General features: G+C 62.1%; 18 protein-coding genes. 16 read left to right on the plus strand and 2 right to left on the minus strand.

All coding sequences use genetic code 11. The annotated features are described in order from the left end of the window. Positions 1-1,122, minus strand: a 1,122-nt coding sequence (locus tag JZ00_RS28950) for a retention module-containing protein (RefSeq protein WP_039594614.1), incomplete at its 3' end; no start/stop codon positions are given. 361 nt (positions 1,123-1,483) lie between these two features. Here JZ00_RS28950 and JZ00_RS28955 point away from each other — a divergent pair. The 10 genes from JZ00_RS28955 (at position 1,484) to JZ00_RS29000 (ending at position 14,942) form a co-directional block, all read left to right on the plus strand. Further along, complete coding sequence (locus JZ00_RS28955) at positions 1,484-2,833, plus strand: TolC family outer membrane protein (RefSeq protein ID WP_039594615.1); 1,350 nt, start codon at positions 1,484-1,486, stop codon at positions 2,831-2,833. A 37-nt stretch (positions 2,834-2,870) separates the two neighbouring features. Beyond that, the gene (locus tag JZ00_RS28960; protein ID WP_039594631.1) at positions 2,871-5,027 is read left to right on the plus strand and encodes a type I secretion system permease/ATPase; all 2,157 of its coding nucleotides are present in this window, start codon (positions 2,871-2,873) and stop codon (positions 5,025-5,027) included. Beyond that, positions 5,017-6,384, plus strand: coding sequence for an HlyD family type I secretion periplasmic adaptor subunit (locus JZ00_RS28965; RefSeq protein ID WP_039594616.1), 1,368 nt, complete (start codon positions 5,017-5,019; stop codon positions 6,382-6,384). The genes JZ00_RS28960 and JZ00_RS28965 overlap by 11 nt, the downstream gene beginning before the upstream one ends. Positions 6,385-6,706: 322 nt before the next feature. After that, entirely contained in the window at positions 6,707-7,609 is a 903-nt protein-coding gene (locus tag JZ00_RS28970) for a TauD/TfdA dioxygenase family protein (RefSeq protein WP_039594617.1), read from the plus strand. 37 nt (positions 7,610-7,646) lie between these two features. Beyond that, positions 7,647-8,672, plus strand: a complete 1,026-nt coding sequence (locus JZ00_RS28975) for an ABC transporter substrate-binding protein (protein WP_039594618.1) — start codon at positions 7,647-7,649, stop codon at positions 8,670-8,672. Between the two features lie 5 nt (positions 8,673-8,677). Further along, entirely contained in the window at positions 8,678-9,538 is an 861-nt protein-coding gene (locus JZ00_RS28980) for an ABC transporter ATP-binding protein (protein WP_039594619.1), read from the plus strand. Between the two features lie 12 nt (positions 9,539-9,550). After that, positions 9,551-10,417: an ABC transporter permease gene (locus JZ00_RS28985; RefSeq protein WP_039594620.1), complete on the plus strand. Its 867-nt coding sequence runs from the start codon at positions 9,551-9,553 to the stop codon at positions 10,415-10,417. Positions 10,418-10,573: 156 nt separating this feature from the next. Beyond that, entirely contained in the window at positions 10,574-11,062 is a 489-nt protein-coding gene (locus JZ00_RS28990) for a hypothetical protein (RefSeq protein WP_039594621.1), read from the plus strand. Beyond that, positions 11,055-12,497 carry a TIGR01777 family oxidoreductase gene (locus JZ00_RS28995; RefSeq protein ID WP_039594622.1) on the plus strand — a complete coding sequence of 481 codons (1,443 nt, stop codon included), beginning with the start codon at positions 11,055-11,057 and terminating at the stop codon, positions 12,495-12,497. Before JZ00_RS28990 ends, JZ00_RS28995 begins: the two co-directional genes overlap by 8 nt. A 9-nt stretch (positions 12,498-12,506) precedes the next feature. Continuing rightward, complete coding sequence (locus tag JZ00_RS29000; protein WP_039594623.1) at positions 12,507-14,942, plus strand: alpha/beta hydrolase; 2,436 nt, start codon at positions 12,507-12,509, stop codon at positions 14,940-14,942. A 13-nt stretch (positions 14,943-14,955) separates the two neighbouring features. Here JZ00_RS29000 and JZ00_RS30625 read toward each other — a convergent pair whose 3' ends face one another. Continuing rightward, positions 14,956-15,393: a PIN domain-containing protein gene (locus tag JZ00_RS30625; protein WP_080942462.1), complete on the minus strand. Its 438-nt coding sequence runs from the start codon at positions 15,391-15,393 to the stop codon at positions 14,956-14,958. 462 nt (positions 15,394-15,855) lie between these two features. Between JZ00_RS30625 and JZ00_RS29010 the strand changes: the two genes are divergently transcribed. The 6 genes from JZ00_RS29010 to JZ00_RS29035 form a co-directional block, all read left to right on the plus strand. Then, positions 15,856-16,632 carry an efflux RND transporter periplasmic adaptor subunit gene (locus tag JZ00_RS29010; protein WP_039594625.1) on the plus strand — a complete coding sequence of 259 codons (777 nt, stop codon included), beginning with the start codon at positions 15,856-15,858 and terminating at the stop codon, positions 16,630-16,632. Continuing rightward, positions 16,629-17,948 carry an efflux RND transporter periplasmic adaptor subunit gene (locus JZ00_RS29015; RefSeq protein ID WP_039594626.1) on the plus strand — a complete coding sequence of 440 codons (1,320 nt, stop codon included), beginning with the start codon at positions 16,629-16,631 and terminating at the stop codon, positions 17,946-17,948. The genes JZ00_RS29010 and JZ00_RS29015 overlap by 4 nt, the downstream gene beginning before the upstream one ends. Before the next feature lies 1 nt (position 17,949). Continuing rightward, positions 17,950-20,046 (plus strand): biotin/lipoyl-binding protein, encoded by a 2,097-nt coding sequence (locus tag JZ00_RS29020; protein WP_039594627.1) that lies wholly within the window; start codon positions 17,950-17,952, stop codon positions 20,044-20,046. A 9-nt stretch (positions 20,047-20,055) separates the two neighbouring features. Next, positions 20,056-20,547: a GNAT family N-acetyltransferase gene (locus JZ00_RS29025; protein WP_039594628.1), complete on the plus strand. Its 492-nt coding sequence runs from the start codon at positions 20,056-20,058 to the stop codon at positions 20,545-20,547. A gap of 285 nt (positions 20,548-20,832) precedes the next feature. After that, positions 20,833-21,345 (plus strand): PAAR domain-containing protein, encoded by a 513-nt coding sequence (locus tag JZ00_RS29030; protein WP_039594629.1) that lies wholly within the window; start codon positions 20,833-20,835, stop codon positions 21,343-21,345. Then, on the plus strand, positions 21,342-21,572 hold a 231-nt coding region (locus JZ00_RS29035; RefSeq protein WP_039594630.1), incomplete at its 3' end, for a PAAR domain-containing protein. The genes JZ00_RS29030 and JZ00_RS29035, both read left to right, overlap by 4 nt.

Consider the following 21,572-nt stretch of genomic DNA (forward strand, 5'->3'; position numbering starts at 1 on the left):
ATCGGCCGAATCAGTGATCGTAGTAACGGCTGGTGCGGTGTTCGGAACCAGGTTCTCGAAGTTGCCACCGGTTGCGCCGGTGATGGTGGTACTGACGGTGCTGCCATTGTTGTAGACATCATTCGCCGGGGTATCGACCGCGACGGTGCCAGTGGTCTGGCCGGCGGCGATGGTGATGACCGAGCCGTTGCTCAACGTCACGGTGACTGGCGTTTGTGCCGGGTTGGTCAACGTGGCGGTGTAGGTGATCTGGCCGCCTTCGGTAACCGTGTTGCCTGCGCTCAGGGTGACGGTCGTGGTGTCGACGGTGTCGGTGATTTGAGTCACGGCTGGGGTGGTGGGCACGGTCACGGCGATGCCGTTGCCACCGGTGGTGCCGGTGACGGTCACGCTGATCTGGCTTGGGTCGTTATAGACCGTGTCGTTGGGTGCAAGCGGTACGTTGACGGTGCCAGTCAGTTGCCCGGCCGGGATAACGATGACGGCACCGTTGGACAAGGTCACGATCAGGTTGGTCTGCGGGGCCTGGGTCACGGTCGCGGTGTAGACCAGCACGCCACCGGCCTCGGTCAGGGTCGGCGTGGCGCTCAAGGTCATGGTCGCATTGAGCACGGCGTTGGCGGTTGTGTCGGGCGTGGTGTCGCCACCCAGGATGTTGTCATCCGTGGCGGCAGCCGCCGCGAGGCCTTCCGTCGGGAAGCCGATGGTAGGGTCGACGCTGCCAGCGGTTGCATCCAGTACGACGAAGCTGTGGCCACCACCAGCGGCACCGCCCGTACCGGCGGCGGTTGGGCCTGCGGCGGTGGCTTCCAGGGCGGTCGTCGGGTCGACGCCCGCGGCGATGGCTTGTTGCAGTTCATCTACAGAGGGCGCGGCATGGGCGGCGGCCTGTTGAAGATCCGCGGAAGAGTCCGGAGCGCTGGCGCTCCACTGAGTGTCGCGGCCCAGGTCGAGCGTGCGGCCATCAGCCAGTTCCAGTGTGACGGCGCCAGCAGGACCGGTGTCCAACTGGTCGCCCACGTTAAGGCGATCGCCTTCAATGAGTACACGCCGAATGCCCTCGGGGGATACGACGAAAACCTGACCAACAATGCTTTTGACAACGGCAATAACACTGCTCATTGAAGACTCTCCGGGTACCACGTTCAGTAGACTTCCATGGACCCGACAGCCTCGTTGGCCATAGCGGTCTGGACGTTCATGCTCACTAAGGGAAAATGTTTTGACGCATCAATGTGACAACTATTTGACATCAATTTGGAGGCGATTTTTGTTACTGCCAAACTATTGACCTTCTGCCGGCCATCCTAAACAATCGCTTCCGTAATGTCACATTGATATTTAAGCGGCAACCTGTTCTTTCGGTGCGAGTTCCAGCTCCTTTTTGAACTTTCCGACATACGGTCATTCCGGTTGCCATCATCCGATGCAGCGCCACGTTTCGCTGTGATCCAAGACAAGTGTTTTCGGGATTTAACCAACCATGCGTTCGCACCTGCTCAAGGCTTTACCTTTCGCCGTCGCCGCCAGTTTCGTACAAGCACAAACCTTGCCGCAGGCCATGCAACAAGCATTGGATGTTCATCCGGAAATCCAGGCCGGCGTGAACAGTCGCCTGGCGGCGGACTATCAGCTCAAGGCGGCCAAGGGTGGCTACCTGCCTAGAGTGGACCTCGCAGCCGGGTACGGCCGCGAAGGTACCGACAGCGTGACCACTCGTTCGGGTAGCAACAATCATTGGGAAACGCTGAACCGCAGTGAGTCGAGCCTGCGTCTGACGCAGATGGTCTTTGACGGTTTTGCGACGTCCAGCGAAGTCGGGCGTCAACAAGCCAACGTCAGTGCCCGTGCCTATTCCTTGCTCGACGCCTCCGAGCGCACCGGGTTGACGGTGGCCCAGGTGTACCTGGACGTACTGACCCGTCGCGAGTTCGTGCGCCTGGCCGAGGACAACCTCAAGAGCCACGAACGCATCTTCGATCAGATCAAGCTGCGCACCTCCCGGGGCGTAGGCAGTGGTGCCGACCTGGACCAGGCCGAAGCGCGCATGGCCCAGGCCCGCAACAACCTGATCACCGAACAGACCAACCTGGCCGATGCCGAGACCAACTTCCTCAGCGCCGTCGGTCAACTGCCTGACCAGTTGGAGCGTCCCGCCGACTTTATGGCGCTGCTGCCGGCCAACCTGACCGAAGCCCGTGCCCAGATGCTGGAAAACAGCCCGGTGTTGCGTTCGGCCGAAGCCGACATCGCCGCTGCCGAGCAACAGTACGAAGCCGCCAAGTCGAGCTTCTACCCACGCTTCGACGCCGAACTGGGTCGCACCGCCGACAATGACCTGGATGGCCAGAACGGCCACAACAACGAATGGCAAGCCATGCTGCGCATGCGCTTCAACCTGTACGCCGGTGGCAGCAACAAGGCCGACCTGGAATCCAAGTCATACCTGTCCAACCAGGCCCTGGACATCCGCAACAACGCGCTGCGCCAGTTGAACGAAGAACTGGGCCTGGCCTGGAATGCCCTGAACAACGCCAACGCCCAGGTGCCGATCGCCCAGCAATACGTCGATCGCAGCGCCAACGTGCGCAGCGCCTACCAGAAGCAGTTCAGCCTCGGCGAGCGCACGCTGCTCGACTTGCTCGACAGTGAAAACGAGCTGTTCAGCGCTTCCCGTCGCCTGGCGGAAATCAAGAACGTACAGCTGTTCACCCAGTACCGGATCAAGGCAACCATGGGCCAACTGTTGAAAAGCCAGGGTGTGGTCGCGCCGTTGGCATCGGTTGTGCAGAACGACGTGAAACCCAAGGTCCAGTTGCCTGGGATGAATTGAGTCCCATCACCCGTTTTAATCAGTCAGAGTGCCGAGCGTGGAATCAGAAGTCAGTCCAGTCGAACTAGTTCATGACCCGCGCACGCTGCACGACGACCCGCTGCTGGATGGTTTGCTGGCGCTCTGCATGCTGCATCAGAAGCCTGCCAGCGCGGCGATGCTCACCACCGGCCTGCCGTTGCCCAAGCAACGGCTGAGCGTCGAATTATTGTCGCGCGCGGCGGCCCGTGCCGGTCTGCAAGGCCGGGTGCTGCAGCGCAAGCTCGAGCAAATTCCCGCCATCGCCATGCCGGCGTTGTTGCTGCTCAAAGAAGGTCGCAGCGCCGTGCTGCTGGGCTGGGCCGATAACGACCAGGCGCGGCTGCTGCTCAGCGAAAGCGATGGCGGTGAGGTGACAGTCAGCCGCGAGTTGCTGGCTGACGACTACAGCGGCAAGGTGTTCTTCGCCCAACCGCAGCATAAATTTGACGTTAACCACGGCACGCTCATTCCCCGGGCGCGCTCGTGGTTTCGCGACACCCTCAAGCGCTCCCGTTGGCTGTATGCCGATGCCATTGCCGCCAGCCTGTTGATCAACATCATCGCCATGGCCGCGCCGTTGTTCGTGATGAACGTCTACGACCGCGTGGTGCCGAACCAGGCCGAATCGACCTTGTGGGTACTGGCCGTCGGCATCACCGGCGCCTATGTGTTCGACCTGATCCTCAAGATGCTGCGCAGTTTGTGCCTGGACCTGGCGGGCAAGAAAACCGACCTGATCATTTCGGCGACGCTGTTCGAGCGCATCGTCGGCATGGCCATGAAATACCGCCCGGCGCGGGTCGGCAGCTTTGCCCAGAACATCCATGAATTCCAGAGCCTGCGGGACTTCCTCGCTTCGCTGACCCTCACCAGCCTGATCGACCTGCCGTTCACCCTGCTGATCTTCATGGTCATCGCGATCCTCGGCGGGCACCTGGTGTGGATCCCGGTGTTGGCGTTCCCGATTGCCTTGCTGATCGGCTATGCGTTGCAGAAGCCGTTGGTCGCCACCATGGAGCGGACAATGGCCCTGGGCGCCGAACGCCAGTCCAGCCTGATCGAAACCCTGGCTGGCCTGGACGCGGTGAAGGTCAACAACGCCGAGAGTGAGCGTCAATATCAGTGGGAGCAGACCATCGGCACCCTGAGCCGCCTCGAGCTGCGCGTGAAAATGCTGTCCGGCCTGGCGATGAACATCACGCTGCTGATCCAGCAATTGGCCGGGGTGATCATGATCGTCTTCGGCGTCTACCAGATCATCGCCGGCAACCTGAGCATGGGCGGGCTGATCGCCTGCTACATGCTCAGCGGTCGTGCGCTGAGCCCATTGGCCTCGCTGTCGGGCTTGCTGACCCGTTACCAGCAGGCGCGGGTGACCATGACTTCGGTCGACCAGATGATGGAGCTGCCCCAGGAGCGCAATTTTGACGAGCGCCCGCTGAGCCGCAACGTTCTGCAGGGCGCTATTGAATGCCGCCAGTTGAATTTCACCTACCCGAACCAGCAGAACGCCGCGCTGAAGAACATCAACCTGGTGATCAAGCCGGGTGAAAAGATCGGCATCATCGGTCGCAGTGGCTCGGGCAAAAGCTCCCTGGCCAAGTTGCTGGTGGGCCTGTATCAGCCGGACGACGGCGCATTATTGGTGGACGGTGTGGATATTCGCCAGATCGACGTCAGTGAGCTGCGCTACAACGTTGGCTACGTGCCCCAGGACATCCAGTTGCTGGCCGGCACCCTGCGGGACAACTTGACCTCCGGCGCCCGTTACGTCGAGGACGAACTGGTGCTCCAGGCCGCCGAGCTGGCGGGCGTGCATGAATTCGCCCGCCTGCATCCGCAGGGCTATGAGCTGCAAGTCGGTGAGCGCGGGCAGAATCTGTCCGGCGGCCAGCGCCAGAACGTCGCCCTGGCTCGCGCGCTGCTCCTCAACCCGCCCATTCTGTTGCTGGACGAACCCACCAGCGCCATGGACAACACCGGTGAAGAGCGCTTGAAACAACGCCTGGCCGCCGTGGTGGAAAACAAGACGGTGCTGTTGGTGACGCACCGGGCATCCTTGCTGTCGCTAGTGGATCGCCTGTTGGTGGTCGACCGTGGGCAGATCCTCGCCGACGGCCCGAAAGCCGCCGTGATGGAAGCGTTGAAGAAGGGGCAGATCAGTGTTGCTTAAATCAGGATTCAGGGGCGCTGTGGGCCGCTATTTCAAGGGCTCCGACTCGCTGCACGGCCAACCACTGCCCGAGGTCAACAAGGCACTGATCGAGGACGCCCCGCGGGTGGTGCGCCTGACGATCTGGGGCATCATTGGTTTCTTCGTCTTCCTGGGACTGTGGGCCAACTTCGCCGTGGTCGATGAAGTGACCAAGGGCGACGGCAAGGCGATCCCCTCGTCGAAGATCCAGAAAATCCAGAACCTGGAAGGCGGTATCGTCGCTGAGCTGTTCATCAAGGAGGGGCAAATCGTCGAAGCCGGGGCGCCGTTGATTCGCCTGGACGATACGCGGTTTGTCTCCAATGTCGGCGAAACCGAGGCGGATCGCCTGTCGATGCTGTTGCGGGTCGAGCGCTTGAGCGCTGAAGTTGAAGATCGACCGCTGAATTTTCCCGCCGATGTGCTCAAGGCCGTACCGGGCCAGGCCGCCAGCGAAGAGTCGCTGTACATCAGCCGCCGCCAGCAACTGCACGATGAAATCGGCGGCTTGCAGGAGCAGTTGATCCAGCGTCAGCAGGAGCTGCGTGAGTTCGTGTCCAAGCAGGCGCAGTACCGCTCCGGCCTGGCGCTGCAACGCCAGGAAATCAACATGTCCGAACCGCTGGTGGCCCAAGGCGCGGTGTCGCCTGTGGAAGTGCTGCGGCTCAAGCGTGCCGAAGTCGAGACCCGTGGGCAACTGGACGCCACGACGCTGGCGATTCCCCGTGCCGAATCGGCGATCAAGGAAGTGCAGCGCAAGATCGACGAGACTCGCGGCAAATTCCGCAGCGAAGCCCTGACCCAGCTCAATGAGGCGCGCACCGACCTGAACAAGGCCCAGGCCACCGGCAAGGCCCTGGAAGACCGCGTGAGCCGTACCTTGGTGACCTCGCCGGTGCGTGGCATTGTCAACAAAATGCTGGTGAACACCATCGGCGGCGTGATCCAGCCGGGGAGTGACCTGGTGGAAATCGTGCCGCTGGACGACACCCTCCTGGTGGAAGCGAAGATCCGTCCCCAGGACATCGCCTTCCTGCACCCCGGCCAGGATGCCACGGTGAAATTCACCGCCTATGACTACACCATCTACGGCGGGATGAAAGCCAAGCTGGAACAGATCGGCGCCGACACGATCACCGATGAAGACAAGAAAACCACTTATTACATCATCAAGTTGCGCACCGAACGCAGCCACCTGGGCACGCCTGAAAAACCCTTGCTGATCATCCCGGGGATGGTGGCATCGGTGGATATCATCACCGGCAAGAAAACCGTCTTGAGCTACCTGCTCAAGCCGATCATCAAGGCCCGGTCCGAGGCGTTGCACGAGCGGTAAGGGCTGTTCTGTGGCTGCATAGCTTTTTGTGGCGGGGGCTTGCTCCCGCTTGAGTGCGCAGCAGCGCTCATCACTTCTTTTGGGACCGCTGCGCGACCCAGCGGGAGCAAGCTCCCTCGCCACATTAAGTTTTGCAGTCTGAATAAACGCCATATCGTTATTCGCTAACGGTATTTAAATAAATTTTCTTATACCTTTAAAGTCATCCCCCTGCGTACCTGCCGACCAATCGGCGCGCCGCACGACACAAACCCACACGGTGACCCCGTGAGTTTTGATCGAATGCGCGCCTGTTGAAGCGCGCCGTGCGTGGGAGTGATGTATGCCAGCCGTCTCTTTTTCTCCAAGTTCAACGACTGCGGACGTTGCGTCGCAGTCTTTTGAAGTCCGTCCATTCAGCGATGCGGTCGGCGCCGAGATCGTCGGCCTGGACTTGTCCCGGCCCATCAACGACCAGGATTTTTCCCGCATCCACCGTGCCCACCTCGACCATCACGTGGTGGTGTTCCGTGACCAACGTATCAGCCCTGAACAGCACATCGCTTTCAGTCGTCGTTTTGGCGTGCTGCAGATCCATGTGCTCAAGCAGTTCCTGCTGGTCGGGCATCCGGAAATTCTCATCGTGTCCAACATCATCGAAAACGGCCAATCCATCGGCCTCGGCGATGCCGGCAAGTTCTGGCATTCGGACCTTTCCTATAAAGAGCTGCCCAGCCTAGGCTCGATGCTCCACGCCCAAGAGCTGCCGAGCGAAGGCGGCGACACGTTGTTTGGCGACATGCACAAGGCCTTGGACGGCTTGCCCGACGCATTGCGTAAAGCGATCGAAGGCCGTTCGGCGGCGCACTCCTACACGGCGCGCTACAGCGAGACCAAATTCGAAGGCAACTGGCGCCCGACGCTCACACCTGAACAACTGGCCCAGGTCGCTGAGGTCGTGCACCCGATCGTCCGCACGCACCCGGAAACCGGGCGCAAGGCGTTGTTCGTCAGCGAGGGTTTCACCACCCGCATCGTTGGCCTGCCTGAGGACGAGAGCCGCGCCATCCTGGCCGAGCTGTATGCCCACAGCGTGCGGCCCGAGAACATCTACCGCCATCAATGGCAGCCCCACGACCTGGTGTTCTGGGACAACCGCTCGCTGATCCACTTGGCTGCCGGTTGCCCGAGCCATCTGCGCCGCAAGCTGTACCGCACGACCATCCAGGGCGACGCCCCTTTCTGATCGGCTGCGCCTCGCGCAAAGAGCCCGGAGAAACACTATGTCCAAACGCATTGCTCTTGCACCATTGGCCGCCGCCTTCGGCCTTGGGTTCAGTTTGCTGACCGGCAGCCTGGTCGCGCCCACCAGCGCCCACGCCGAGGGCGAGATTCGCATCGCCGAGCAGTTCGGCATCGTTTACCTGTTGTTGAACGTGGTGCGCGACCAGCAACTGATCGAGAAGCACGGCAAGGAGGAGGGCATCGACATCAAGGTCGACTGGACTCAACTGTCCGGCGGTGCGGCTGTCAACGATGCGTTGCTATCAGGCTCCATCGACATTGCCGGGGCTGGCGTCGGGCCGTTGTTGACGGTCTGGGATCGCACCCGCGGCAAGCAGAACGTCAAGGCCGTGGCCTCGCTGGGCAACTTTCCCTATTACCTGTTGAGCAACAACCCGAACGTCAAGACCATCGCCGATTTTACCGAGAAGGACCGTATCGCGGTACCGGCGGTGGGTGTTTCCGTGCAGTCGCGTTTCCTGCAATACGCCGCCGCCAAGCAGTGGGGCGACAAGGACTTCAATCGCCTCGACAAATACACCCTGGCCGTTCCGCACCCGGACGCCACGGCCGCGTTGATTGCCGGCGGCACCGAGTTGACCGGGCACTTTTCCAACCCGCCGTTCCAGGACCAGGCCCTGCAAAACCCCAACGTCCACGTGGTACTGAACTCCTACGACGTGCTTGGGCCGAACTCACCCACGGTGCTGTTCGCCACCGAGAAATTCCGTGATGAGAACCCGAAGACGTACAAGGCCTTCGTCGAGGCCCTGACCGAAGCGGCCGAATTCGCCCAGAAGGACAAGGGCGCGGCGGCAGATACCTACCTGCGGGTGACCAAGGCCAGGATCGACCGGGCGACCTTGCTGAAAATCATCGACAACCCGCAGATCGAATTCACCGTCAGCCCGAAAAACACTTATCCACTGGCGGAATTCCTCTACCGCGTCGGCGCCATCAAGAACAAACCAGCATCGTGGGAAGACTATTTCTTCCAGGACGCCAAACCATTGCAGGGGAGCTGATTGTCATGAACGCGCTTCTGCAAGGCCACGCGGCCAGCAACCCTACCTCCACGGGCACGGCATTGTTGTCGGTAGATGACGTCAGCCTGGAGTACCGCACCCCGCAGCGTGTGGTGCGGGCCACCCACCGAGTCAGTTTCGAAGTCGATCCGGCGGATCGTTTTGTGCTGCTCGGCCCTTCCGGCTGCGGCAAGTCCACCTTGCTCAAGGCCATTGGCGGTTTCATCACACCGTGCGAAGGCGAGATTCGCTTGCAAGGCCAAACCGTCAACGCGCCGGGGCCGGACCGGATCGTGGTGTTCCAGGAATTCGACCAACTGCCGCCGTGGAAAACCGTCAAGCAGAACGTGATGTTCGCGCTGCTGGCGTCGGGCACGCTGAAGCGTCGCGAGGCCGAGGAGCGCGCACGGCACTATCTCGACAAGGTCGGCCTGGCGGCGTTTGCCGATGCCTATCCCCACACCTTGTCCGGCGGCATGAAGGCCCGCGTTGCGATTGCCCGGGCGTTGGCGATGCAGCCGAAAATTCTCTTGATGGACGAGCCCTTCGCCGCCCTCGATGCCCTGACCCGACGCAAGATGCAGGAGGAATTGCTGTTGCTCTGGGAGGAGGTGCGTTTCACCTTGTTGTTCGTCACCCACTCCATCGAAGAAGCGCTGGTGGTGGGCAATCGCATCCTGCTGTTGTCGCCACACCCGGGACGGGTCCGGGCGCAAATCCATAGCCATCAATACGATCTGCACAGCCTCGGCGGCGTGGGATTCCAGCACACGGCGCGGCGCATTCATTCCTTGCTGTTCGAACAAGGCCAGGTGCCGGACGCGGAGCGTGAGCTGGGTTTTGACGATATCCGTATCGCGTATTAAGGGGAGCATTTGATGAGCCAGTTATCGCCTGTGCGCGAAGAATACGAAGTCGACCTGCAACCCCTGACTCACGTGCCGCTGGAGCGGGAGTTGCCCGTGGGCCAGCGCCTATGGCAACAGGGTTGGCTGCGTAAAACCCTGATCCTGATCGTGCTGGCGGTGCTGTGGGAAAGCGTGGCGCGCTACCAGGACAACGACCTGCTGCTGCCGAGCTTTTTGCAGACCGCCAGCGCTTTGTATGAAGGAATGCTCAGTGGCGAGCTGTTGGGCAAGGTGTGGATTTCCTTGGTGGTGCTGCTCAAGGGCTATTTGCTGGGCATCGTCCTGGCGTTTGGCCTGACCACCCTGGCGGTATCGACGCAGTTGGGCCGCGACCTGCTCAGCACCCTGACGTCGATGTTCAACCCGCTGCCGGCCATCGCCCTGTTGCCGTTGGCGCTGCTGTGGTTCGGCCTGGGGCAGAACAGTCTGATTTTCGTGCTGGTGCATTCGGTGCTGTGGGCACTGGCGTTGAACATGTATGCGGGGTTTCTCGGTGTGTCGGAAACGCTGCGCATGGCCGGGCGCAACTACGGGCTCAAGGGCCTGCGCTTTGTGCTGTTCATCCTGATCCCGGCGGCGCTGCCGTCAATCCTTGCAGGGCTGAAGATCGGCTGGGCCTTCGCCTGGCGCACGCTGATTGCCGCCGAACTGGTGTTTGGCGCCACCAGTGGCAAGGGCGGCTTGGGCTGGTACATCTTCCAGAACCGCAACGAGCTTTACACCGACAAGGTCTTTGCCGGGTTGGCGGTGGTGATCCTGATTGGCTTGCTGGTGGAGAACCTGGTGTTCGACAGCCTGGAGCGGGTGACGGTGAAGCGTTGGGGGATGCAGCGTTGAGCCGTTCTTGAGATCCCTTGGAACCCGTGGCGAGGGGGCTTGCTCCCGCTGGCCTGCGAAGCAGGTCTCGTTGTTGAATTTAATTGTCGTTGCCTGCCCATCAGCGAAGTAAAGCCCTTTAGACTTGCCGCCTCCAGCAAGCCTTCAGGACACGGAATGCCAGTCCCTCCCAGCCCCCTTCGCAAAGCCCTGGTCGTTTGGTTGTACGCGGCGGCGGTGATGCACCTGCTCGCCGGCCTCACGCTGGCCTGGGTCGGTCAATCCGGCTTGCTCGATGACTACTTGAACACCATCGAACTGACTTTCTGGGGCGCCGAGCCGGTGCCCGCCACGGCCCGCGCGCAACAGGTGTGGTGGCTGGCCTTGTTCGGCGCCACGTTGCAAAGCTACGCGCTGTACATGCTCGCCCTCGTCCACATCGGCAATCGATTGAGGAGCGCCATGCCGTGGGGCTGGCTCATCGTCGGCATTCTGCTGTGGGCGCCCCAGGACATGTGGATTTCCGCCCAGGCACGGGTCTGGTCGCACCTGTGGTTCGACAGCGTTGCCTTGCTGGTTTTACTGCCGCCCCTGTTCTGGCTCTGTCGCCACGACCGCGGCCCCTCCCTGACCGACAACGTGTCGAGTGAATCCAACCATGGCTGATTTTTCATTGCTGGACTGGGCCATCGCCCTGCTGATCGCCCAGGCAATCCTCGGTGCGCTGGACACTCTGTATCACCACGAACTCACCGTCGCCTTGCCCTATCGCCACAGTGCGCGGCTGGAGCTATCGATCCACGCCTTGCGCTCATGCTTCTACGGGATCCTGTTCCTGGGCATTGCGCATCTATCCTTCGAGGGGACATGGGCGGTTGTCATCGCGCTGCTGTTCGCCCTGGAGATCTGCCTGACGCTCTGGGACTTCGTGGTCGAGGACCGCAGCCGCAAACTGCCGCCCATCGAGCGGATCATGCACACGGTGCTGGCGGTCAACGGTGGGGCGTTCTTCGCGTTGTACGGCGTGCAATTGGCGCAGTGGGCGAGTTTGCCAACCGGTCTCGGCGCGATCGACCTCGGTTGGCGTGGCTGGCTGCTGACCTTGTTCGCCATCGGCGTCACGGCCTCGGGGATTCGCGACGGTTTGGCCGCATTGCGCATGCAGCGACAAGGCACGCCCGCCAATCCGTTTGCCGGCGGTGCCTATAAGCGTGTGCTGGTCACCGGCGGCACTGGATTCATCGGCGAAACACTGGTCAATCAACTCCTCGACGCCGGGCACACGGTCAGCGTGCTGGCGCGCGATCCGTTGAAAGCGGCTTATCTGTTCGATGGTCGCGCTCGATGCCTGCGTTCGCTGGGCAGGCTGGGCCATGACGAAACCTTCGATGTGGTAATCAACCTGGCGGGCGCTCCGGTGGCCGGGCCGCGTTGGAGCCCCAAGCGCCAGGCGCAACTCATTGCCAGCCGGGTCGATACCACCGAAGCCTTGATGACCTGGTTGAAGAACGCCCGGCACAAGCCTGCGTTGTGGATACAGGCCTCGGCCGTGGGTTTTTACGGTGTGCGTGACGCCAGCGAAAGCCTCGATGAAAGTGCCAGCCGGGGCGAGGGTTTCATGGCTGAACTCTGTGCGTGTTGGGAGGCCTCCGCGCGGCCCGCCACGGAACTGGGCGTGCGGCAGGTGGTGATGCGCCTGGGCGTGGTGTTCGGCCCGGGCGGTGCGTTGCTGCCGTTGCTGATTCCGTTTCGCCTGGGGTTCGGCGGGCGGATGGGCGATGGTCGGCAAATCATGAGTTGGGTGCACCGCGACGATGTCATCCAAGTGATTGCCAGGGCCTTCGAAGACGAAAGCCTGAGCGGCACCTACAACCTGGTGGCGCCAGAGACGGTCAGCCAGGGACTGTTCGCCGAAAGCGTCGCAAAGGTGCTCAAGCGACCGGTGTGGTTCCACATTCCTGCCGCGCCGGTGCGTGCCCTGGCCGGGGAAATGGCCCAGCTGTTTTTCGACGGCCAGCGCGTGGTGCCCAATCGTCTCGTCGAGGCCGGCTATACGTTCCGTTATCCGACCCTCGACGCTGCACTGCGCGACCTGGCCTGAGGACCGTCCATGAGCAAACCCCGGATGTACCTGCTGGCCGGCAACGGTAGCGCCGCCGATTGGTGGGACGACGCCTTGCCACACTTCCAACACTACGATGTGCTGCCCTTGGAATTGCCCGGCTTTGGCAACAACCCCCAGGCGCCTTGCGAAGACCTTGCGGCCTACGCCCAGGCGTTGCTGGCGGCGACGGTCCGGGGCAGCGCGATTATGGCGGTCGGGGTGAACGCCTTGCTGGTACTGCATGCCTTGCAACGCCAGCCGGGGCACTTTTGCCGCAGCGTATTGCTGGCGCCGGTGGGCGCGTTTTTGTGGCAGCGGCGGCTGCCGGCATTGATGTCGCCACTGCCGATTCGCAAGACCATTCACTGGCTGCTGGCGAACAAGCCGACGTTGTTCGCCCGCAAGTTCTCCAGCCAGTCCTGGACGCCCGCGCAGTATCAGCGCATGGGCGCCGGCTATGCTCGCTGCCGGGCCTTTGTGCCGCATTGGGACCTGGTGCGCGCCGACACGGCGTTGCCGTTGCTGGAATGGATCAGCGACCCGGTTGAATTGGTCTGGGGCGATCAGGACAAAGTGCTGGGCGTCGCCCAAGCGGCGGCCTGGTCGGCCATTCTGGCCCGCGCCGACCTGACCATCTGCCTGAAGCCCGGCTGGGGCCATTACCCGTGGATTGATGCTCCGGCAGAATTTGCCGCGTGGCTGGAGTCTGGCGAGCGTGGTTTTGTCGCGCATACCAAGGGCGGCCGTTTACGTCTGGCGACACTGGCCGGGCAGCCGGTACCGCCGGCGCTGTCGCTCGACGCTTGCGATGATGCTCGTCTGCCGGGTTTCCTGAACGGCCAGCCGGACGCTATCTGGGCGGTGCGCTCCTCCAGTTACGGCGAGGATCAGGCCGATGCGGCAAATGCGGGTTTGAGCACTACGTACCTGCGCGAACCGACCCAAAACGTGCCGGCGCGCATTGCCGAGTTGAGCGCGGCGGGTGTCGAGGAAGTGGTGGTGCAGCGCTTCATCACGCCACGGCTGTCCGGGATCGCATTCGTGCGTCACCTGTCCGTCGAATTGGAATGGGTGGAAGGGCATCTGGAATCATTGGCCGATGGCAAGGTGAGCCCCGAGCGCGCGGTTATTTCCCGGCTCGGCGAGGCATGGAACAGTGGCACGTTCAAGCCCGCCCACGGCCTGACCGCCGAAGCGCTGTGGCGTTTTCTGCAAGGCGTGCTGCGTGTCTTTCACTACGTGCCCGGCGATGTCGAATGGGCCTGGGACGGCACCCAACTGTGGCTGCTGCAGTACCGGCCGATCAGCGATTACGGTTGGCGCCGCCACCTGACCGCCGCCAACATCGCCGAGATCCTGCCACCGCGACCCAGCGTGTTGGTGGAGTACGCCCAGCGCCGCGCGGCGGCAAGTATTCCAGCGATCATGGCGCGTTGGGATCCGCGGGTATTGCAGGACAACGAGCCCTTCACGGCAGTGTTTGGCGGCGCTTCGTATATCAACAACGACCTGTTTCTCGCCCGATTGGCCGATTGGGGTATCAGCGCCAGCAGCTACGCCGGCGAGGTCGGTGGCGCAACACCGCACCTGCCTTGGCGGCCACTGCGCCTGCTACGATCGCTGCCGTTGTTCCTGCGCATGCAACGCATCGCCCGGGGGCATTTGTCGGCGCTGGATAACGGCTTGCGACGTTTTGATCGAGAGCTGCACGAACTGACTGACCAAGGTGCCGACGGCCAGCAACTGGCCGACTGGTTTACCCGCTTCTACGTGTTCGTGGTGCAGGGCAACCTGTGCATCGCCAGCGCCTTGGCCAGCAGCGGCGGCGACTGGTTGGGGCGGCCGCCGACTGCCTATGACAATCTGGAACACAGCCCTCATCGGTTGCCGTGGGAGACCGATCCCGCCACGCCCCGCCCGGCGTCCACCGCGCTGCCATTGCAGGCATTCCCACAATGGCCCCTGGCGATTCGCCTGGCCCATGGCGCCGGCCTGCCGGGGTTGCGCGGCTACTACTTGCAGGTGCGCGAGTGGTATCGCGACAACCTGATGCGGATCTTTTTCCGGCTGCACCACGCCATGCCCGCCGCTGATCAGGCGCATTGGTTCGCCCCGCATTCGGACATCCGCAGCCGCGACGGCAGCTTCTGGCAGGACGGTCGTGAAGGCACCGAGCAGGCGAGCGGTTTCCTGATCTATCCGGGGCAGGCCCAGGGCATTTTGGGCAAAGACATCCTGCTGGAAGACACCCTGGACCCTGGCCGCCACGCCCACTATCAAAGCGCCCGGGCGGTGATTGCGCGCATGGGTGGGCGCCTGTCCCATGGCTCGACGTTGCTGCGCGAATTGCGCAAACCTTCGGCGGTGTTGCCGCATGTGAATGTGGGGTGGCTGGGGTGTGAGGTGGTGTATTGCGATGGGGTGTTGAGGTTGGTGGAGTAGAGGTTAGGTATTGCTACCAATAATCCGGCTTGATGGCAGGGGCTTTGTGGGTGGGTACTCGGTCGGGGAATTGGTGAGATTGCAGCTCGTCGTCTTTCTCCTCCAGCTTCCAGATGTCGATTTTGTCCTCGCGGGAAGCTTTCGTCTTTCTATCAACGAAGCGAGGAGCTTTGGCAGGTTCAAGTTGATGATGCCCGTAATGGACACGGATACGGGTGGTCTTCAGGGCCCTGATATAAGTGTCTTGTGCTTCTTTTGATACTCGACCCCGGGTCGCTAGTGCAGGTTTGACCGAGGAGGTAAAGTAGTCAACTGAGGCAGTTGTGCTGCGTGGGTCTTCGATATGCGCGATGTGTGTCAACAGACTGCGAAGATCCAGCCATTTGTAAGGTGTGTCGGCGAGCAGTCCGTAGAACAGGTTGTAGCCATCAATAAAAAATGCAGTACGCAAACTCAACCCCCAAAAACGAAAAAACCGGCCTAAGCCGGTTTTTTCACCCCAACAGCCAGAGAATTTAACCTCTGCGTACGGGGTTGAGTAAGGTCATCCTAAGTTGAGCGTGTCATGACGTCAACCGCTGTCTGGATGAGCCTCCATTACCGGCGAGCCAGTGTCGAGCGCATGCAGCGTAGAAGGTCAAACTCATTCTTCGCTCCAGCTATCAATTTTTGTTGCGAGATAAGACTTCTCTGTACACGTCCAAAAAATCTATCCTCCAACACCGTTGTGAATGAGTGGAGGCTCTTAATCTGTTGTAAGAATTTTTACTAATTAATATCGGGAAATAATCAGGCGCATCCTTGATGCCTATTCCGCGATTTTGAAACAAGAGATTTCCCTTCGTCTCCGTGATCCCCTTGACGCCCCACACCGCTGTCGTAGACTCCGCCCATCCGTCAGGGAGTAGCGGTCATGCGGCGTTTGAGTAGTTGGGTTGTGGGATTGGCCTTTATAACGTGCGGGGTTCAGGCGCAGACGCCGGCTTCCGATGATCCGTTGCTGGGGAGTGATATTTCGGCCAATGCGTCGGGCAGCGAGGCGCGTGGCGTGCTTCGGGCGCGGGACCAGGCGCTGTTGGCCAGCGAGTTGGCCGGGAGGATTGTCGAGTTGCCGTTCAGCGAGGGCGAGTCGTTCAAGAAGGGCGACACCCTGGCGCGCTTCGATTGCTCGGCCTATCAGGCCCAACTCAATGCGGCCCAGGCGGCGAGTCGAGGCGCCAGTGAAGAACTGGCCCACAATCGCCAGCTCGCAGCGTTGAAATCCGTTGGGCGTTTCGAGGTGTCGCGGGCCGAGGCCCGGCTCAGCGAGGCCCAGGCGCAGTCCCAGGTCTATCAGGTGCAGGTCAAGCGTTGCAACGTCATCGCCCCGTTCGACGGACAAGTGGTGGCGCGCAAGGTCCAGCGTTATGAAAGCGTCGCGGCCGGCGCGCCGTTGCTGGATGTCGTGGACAACCGCACGCTGGAAATTCATCTGTTGGTCCCCTCGCGTTGGATGGGCAAGCTCAAGCCCGGCCAGCCCTTTACCTTCGTTCCGGATGAAACCGGCCAGCCGCTGCAAGCGACGGTCAAGCGCCTGGGCGCGCGCATCGACGAGGGCAGCCAGACCCTGCTGCTGGTGGCGAGCGTGCCGGATGCCAGCGGCTTGCTGTCCGGCATGAGCGGTACGGCGCGTTTCGCGGAGTCGAAGTGAACGCGCCGGTTACGGGCAGCGCCGAACAGGTGTTTGCCCGCTTTCTCGATCTCGAACGCCAGACCCGGGCGGCGCGGACGCCTGCGCAATTGAGCTACAGCCTGGTCAATGACGGCCAGGCGCTGTTCGGCTTTCGCCACGCCGCGTTGTTGATCGCCGGCAAGGTCCAGGCCGTGACTGGCGTCAGTACCGTGGAGCCGAATGCGCCGTTCGTGGCGTTTGTCGAGCAAGCGGTGGCGCAGTTGTTCAAGAAGGGATCTCTGGACAAGGCGCGGGTCATTCCCCCTGATGAGGTGAGCGAATCGGTCCAGGCGGATTGGCGAAGCCTTTCTGCCGGGCAAGTGTTCTGGCTGCCATTGATCGATCATCAGGGCCAGGTGTTCGGCGGCTTGTGGCTGGCCCGCGACCTGCCTTGGACCCCTCCCGAGCAAGTGCTGCTGTCACAGCTCGGCGACACCTACAGCCATGCCTGGCTGGCGCTGCAACCGCGCAAACCGTGGCGCCTGCGCTGGACGCGCAAGCGTCAGGTCGCCCTGGTGGCGGTGTTGCTGCTGGGTTTGCTGATTCCGGTGCGCCAGTCTGTGTTGGCCCCGGCCGAAGTGGTGCCGCTGGGCGGGCAGGTGGTGGCGGCGCCGTTGGATGGCGTGATTGCCGAGTTCCTGGTCAAGCCTAACCAGGCCGTCAAGAGCGGCGACCTGTTGCTGCGCTTCGAAAGCACCACCCTCAAGGCCCAGGCCGATGTGGCCGAGCGGGCCTTGGGCGTGGCCGAGGCGGAACTCAAGGCCAATTCCCAGCGCTCGTTTGCCGACGCTGAATCCAGTTCGAAGATTGACCTGCTCGCCGCCCGCGTGGAACAGAAACGTGCCGAACGCGACTATGCACTTGAATTGCTCAAGCGCAGCGAAGTGCGCGCCGAGCGCGACGGCATCGCGGTGTTTGCCGATGCTGAACGCTGGCTCGGCAAGCCCGTGCAGACCGGCGAGCGACTGATGGAAATCGCCGATCCGAACCAGGCCGAATTGCGCATCGAATTGGCAGTGGGCGATGCGATTTCCTTGGAGCCAGGCGCACAAGTGGCGTTGTTTCTGGACAGCGATCCGTTGCAGCGACACCTGGCCCGGCTTGAGCGCTCGGCCTACGAGGCGCAGCCCACCGCCGCCGGCCAACTGGCCTATCGACTGGATGCGCGTTTCGATGCCGCGGCGCCGCGCATCGGCCTGCGGGGTACGGCAAAGGTCTTCGGCGACCGTGCGCCGCTGGCCCTGTACTTGTTGCGTCGGCCATTGGCCGGCCTGCGCCAGAGCGTAGGCCTGTAGCATGAACCTGCCGAGCCTGAGGCCGGATCTGCAATTGTCTGCGGCGGCCCCCGACCCGGATGGCTCACCGCAATGGACGCTCGCCGATCCGGTGCGCGGACGCTATTTCAAGTTGGGCGCGGCGGCGATGCGCATGTTGCGGCATTGGTCCCTGGGCGATCCGCAACAGGTGCTGGCGGCTGCGAACCGCGAGCCGGGCCTGCCGCTCAATGGCGAATCGCTGGAACAGCTGCTGGGCTTCTTGCGCGGGCATGACCTGATCAGCGCGATGGACCCGCAACAGCGGGACAGTTATCTGTTCAAGACCGCCGCGCAGCGCCAGAGCGTGTGGCAGATCTTGCTGCATCAATACCTGTTTTTTCGCATTCCGCTGTGGCGCCCGGATGCCTTTCTCAACCGCGCCTGGCCCTGGTTGGCGCGGTTCGGCCCCGGCGCCTTGCGCTATGGCCTGCCGCTGACCCTGGGCCTCGGCATCTTCCTGGTATCACGGGATTGGCAGCGATTCGTTGCGACGTTTCCGCATTTGTTCAGCCTGGGTGGTGCGCTGGCGTTCGGGGCAGCGTTGCTCTTTGCCAAGTTGTGCCACGAATTTGGCCATGCCTTCATGGCCAAGCGTGCCGGCTGCCGGGTGCAAAGCATGGGCGTGGCGTTCATGGTGCTGTTGCCGATGTTCTATACCGATGTCAGCGACGCCTGGCGGATCAAGGATCGCCGTGCTCGGCTGCTGATTGGTGCCGGTGGGGTCCTGGCCGAGCTGCTGCTGGCGTGCATCGCGCTGCTGGCCTGGTCGCTGCTGCCCGACGGGCCGGCCCGCACCGCGGCGTTCATGTTGGCCAGCGCCACTTGGATCACCACGTTGATCATCAACCTGAACCCCTTCATGCGTTTCGACGGGTACTTCCTGCTCAGTGATTTCTGGGCGGTGGATAACCTGCAGGGGCGTGCGTTCGCCCTGTGTCGCTGGCGCCTGCGCGAAGCCCTGTTCGGCTATGGCGCGGCGGCGCCGGAGCCCTGGTCGCCGAAGATGCGTCGTCGTTTGCTGGTCTGGGGGTATGGTGCCTGGCTGTGGCGGGCATTGTTGTTTTTCGGGATTGCCCTGGCGGTCTATCACTTGTTCTTCAAGGTGTTGGGCATTTTTCTGATGATGGTGGAATTGGTGTGGTTCATTTTCATGCCCATCGTGAATGAGTGGCGGCAGTGGTGGAGTCGTCGTGAGCAAGCCCACGGCGGGCGGATGCTCCTGAGCGGCCTGGTGTTGCTGGCGCTGCTGTTGGCGTTGCTGTTGCCCTGGCGCAGTGCGGTGGAAGTGCCGGCCATGCTCGAGGCCGGGCGTGCCAGTGCCTTGCATGCGCCGGTGGCGGCGCGGGTCAAGCAGGTGAATGTGCGCGACGGCCAGGCTGTGGCCCAGGGCGATGTGTTGATTGAGTTGGAGTCGCCAGACATGGCGTCGCGCCTGGCCATCGTGCGCCGGGAAATCCAGATCCAGCAGTTGCAGATGCGCCGTCAGGCAGGGCGCAGTGAAACCGCCGCCGATGCCGGTATCGTCGAGCAGCAACTGGCCGAAGCTGTGGCTGAATACCGGGGCCTGGTGGCCCAGCGTGAACGGCTGTTGCTGCGTGCACCCCATGCCGGCCAGGTGCGCGATTTGTTGCCGCAGCTGTCGGCAGGGCGCTGGTTGTCACCGACGCAGGCACTGGCGCGGGTGGTGCAGACCGACTCGCGGCTGCGCGGCTATCTCACCGAAGCCGAGCTTTGGCGGGTCGAGCCCGGTGCCACCGGACGCTTCATCGCCGACGATCCGATGCACCCTTCGATTGCCGTGCAGTTGAATGAAATCGACACCAACGGCGTGGCCTGGGTCGAACAGCAAGCGTTGACGTCCGACCATCACGGGTCGATTGCGGTGCGCCGCGATGCGCAGCAACGGGCCGAGCCGGTGCAGGCGCAATACGGCGTGCGCTTGAGTGCAGTGGACGATACGTCCGCCCCGGTGCAGCCGCTGCGTGGCGTGGCGGTGTTGCAGGGCAAGGGCGAGTCGGTGTTGGGAGCGGCCTGGCGTCGGTTGGCGGCGTTGGGGGTCAGGGAAAGCGGATTTTAAGGAAAAAGCATGGATTCAGTGGCGGCAGAAGGATTGGTGGTGCGTCCCTCGCGGGTCAGCGATGGCCCGTTCCTGCAGGGCCTGTACCAGGCGGCGCGGCCGGACTTGCAATGGATCGACGGCGAGCATGAGCAAGTCCGGCAGGTGATTGCCCAGCAGTTTCAGGTGCAGGAGCAAGGCTTGGGGGAGAACTTTCCCAATGCCATGCATTACGTCGTGGAGAAACTCGGCACTGCGATTGGCGCCTTGAGCACGGATTTCGGCCCCAATGAAATTCGCGTGCTGTACCTGGCCTTCATTCCCCAAGCGCGTGGCCAGGGCTATGGCCGGGCAGTGCTGCAAGGGGTGCAGAAAGCCGCGCAACAGATCCGCTGCCCAGTGGCGACCGTGGTCTGGGCCAGTAATCCTCACGCCCGCCAGCACTATCTGGCGCTGGGTTTTGAAGTGCAAGAGCGCAACCCGGCGGCGGAGCGGTTGGTCTGGTATCCGAAAGGCAACTGAGCAAATCTTGCAGGCACTATAAATCCCTGTAGGAGCCTGCTCGCGAAGGCGGTGTACCCATGATACTCGCGCCGCTGAACCCCGCTTTCCGAGCCAACCCGCGATGGAGCGCTCCGAAGCGTAGGAAAAATCCGTTTTTTGCCTAGGACGTTTCCTAATCGTCCCAAATCCATACCCTTTGGGATTGCGTCTTGCCCGTAATGCAACGTTTTATCCATGGCTCTGAAATTCGTTCGGCTTGGCAGAGGACAAGCGAACGACTACCCCTGAGTAGGAGCCTTGAAAATGCACGCATCCTTGCAACTCGGCTATACCAACGAAGTATCCGCTGAATATCTAAGTCACATGGACGACTGCTATTTCAAGGAGCAACAACCGTCGTCGTTCATCGATGAACAACGGGCATACGTCAAAGCCCATCCGCCCACTGCCATTTACCGCGTCGCCACCGAGGGTAGCCAGACTCGCGACGGGGGTGTGGTCCAACAAGGGACTCTGCGGATGGTATTCACGCTGGATAGCGGTCAACAAGTATGCGCGGCGCGCAAGGGCGACCTCGTGGTTTATGCCGATGGACGAACGGCGCAAATCGTAACCACCGCAGGGGAAGCCAACAGTCACATTGCCCTGGTTGGCAGTCGCCTCAGCAATGGCGATGAAATCATCAACACGCCCCAAGAGGGCTTCTTGCTCTTCACCCGTGAAGGTGTGCCGATGGCGGAGGATTTCTTACCCGTCCTCACGCTTGCGGAGGTTCAGCCCCCGTCCTCGGATGTGGCGATGGAGAACGTGCGATGAAGGAGGGTTATTTCATAGGCCTGGGCGACAAGACCACCTGTGGCGGGAAGGTGCTGGACGGCAATAGCGGGGTCAATATGTTTGGCCTGCTGCATGCCCGTGAGGGTGGTCACGTTTCCTGTGGCCGGGACGGGAAAACCTATCAGATCAGGGGCGGTATCGCGCACATGGTCAGCCACGGCAAGCATCTGGCTGGCACGTTGGACAGTCACAGTACCTGTCCTTGC

This window comes from Pseudomonas frederiksbergensis (assembly GCF_000802155.2).
GTDB classification, from domain to species: Bacteria; Pseudomonadota; Gammaproteobacteria; order Pseudomonadales; family Pseudomonadaceae; genus Aquipseudomonas; species Aquipseudomonas frederiksbergensis_A.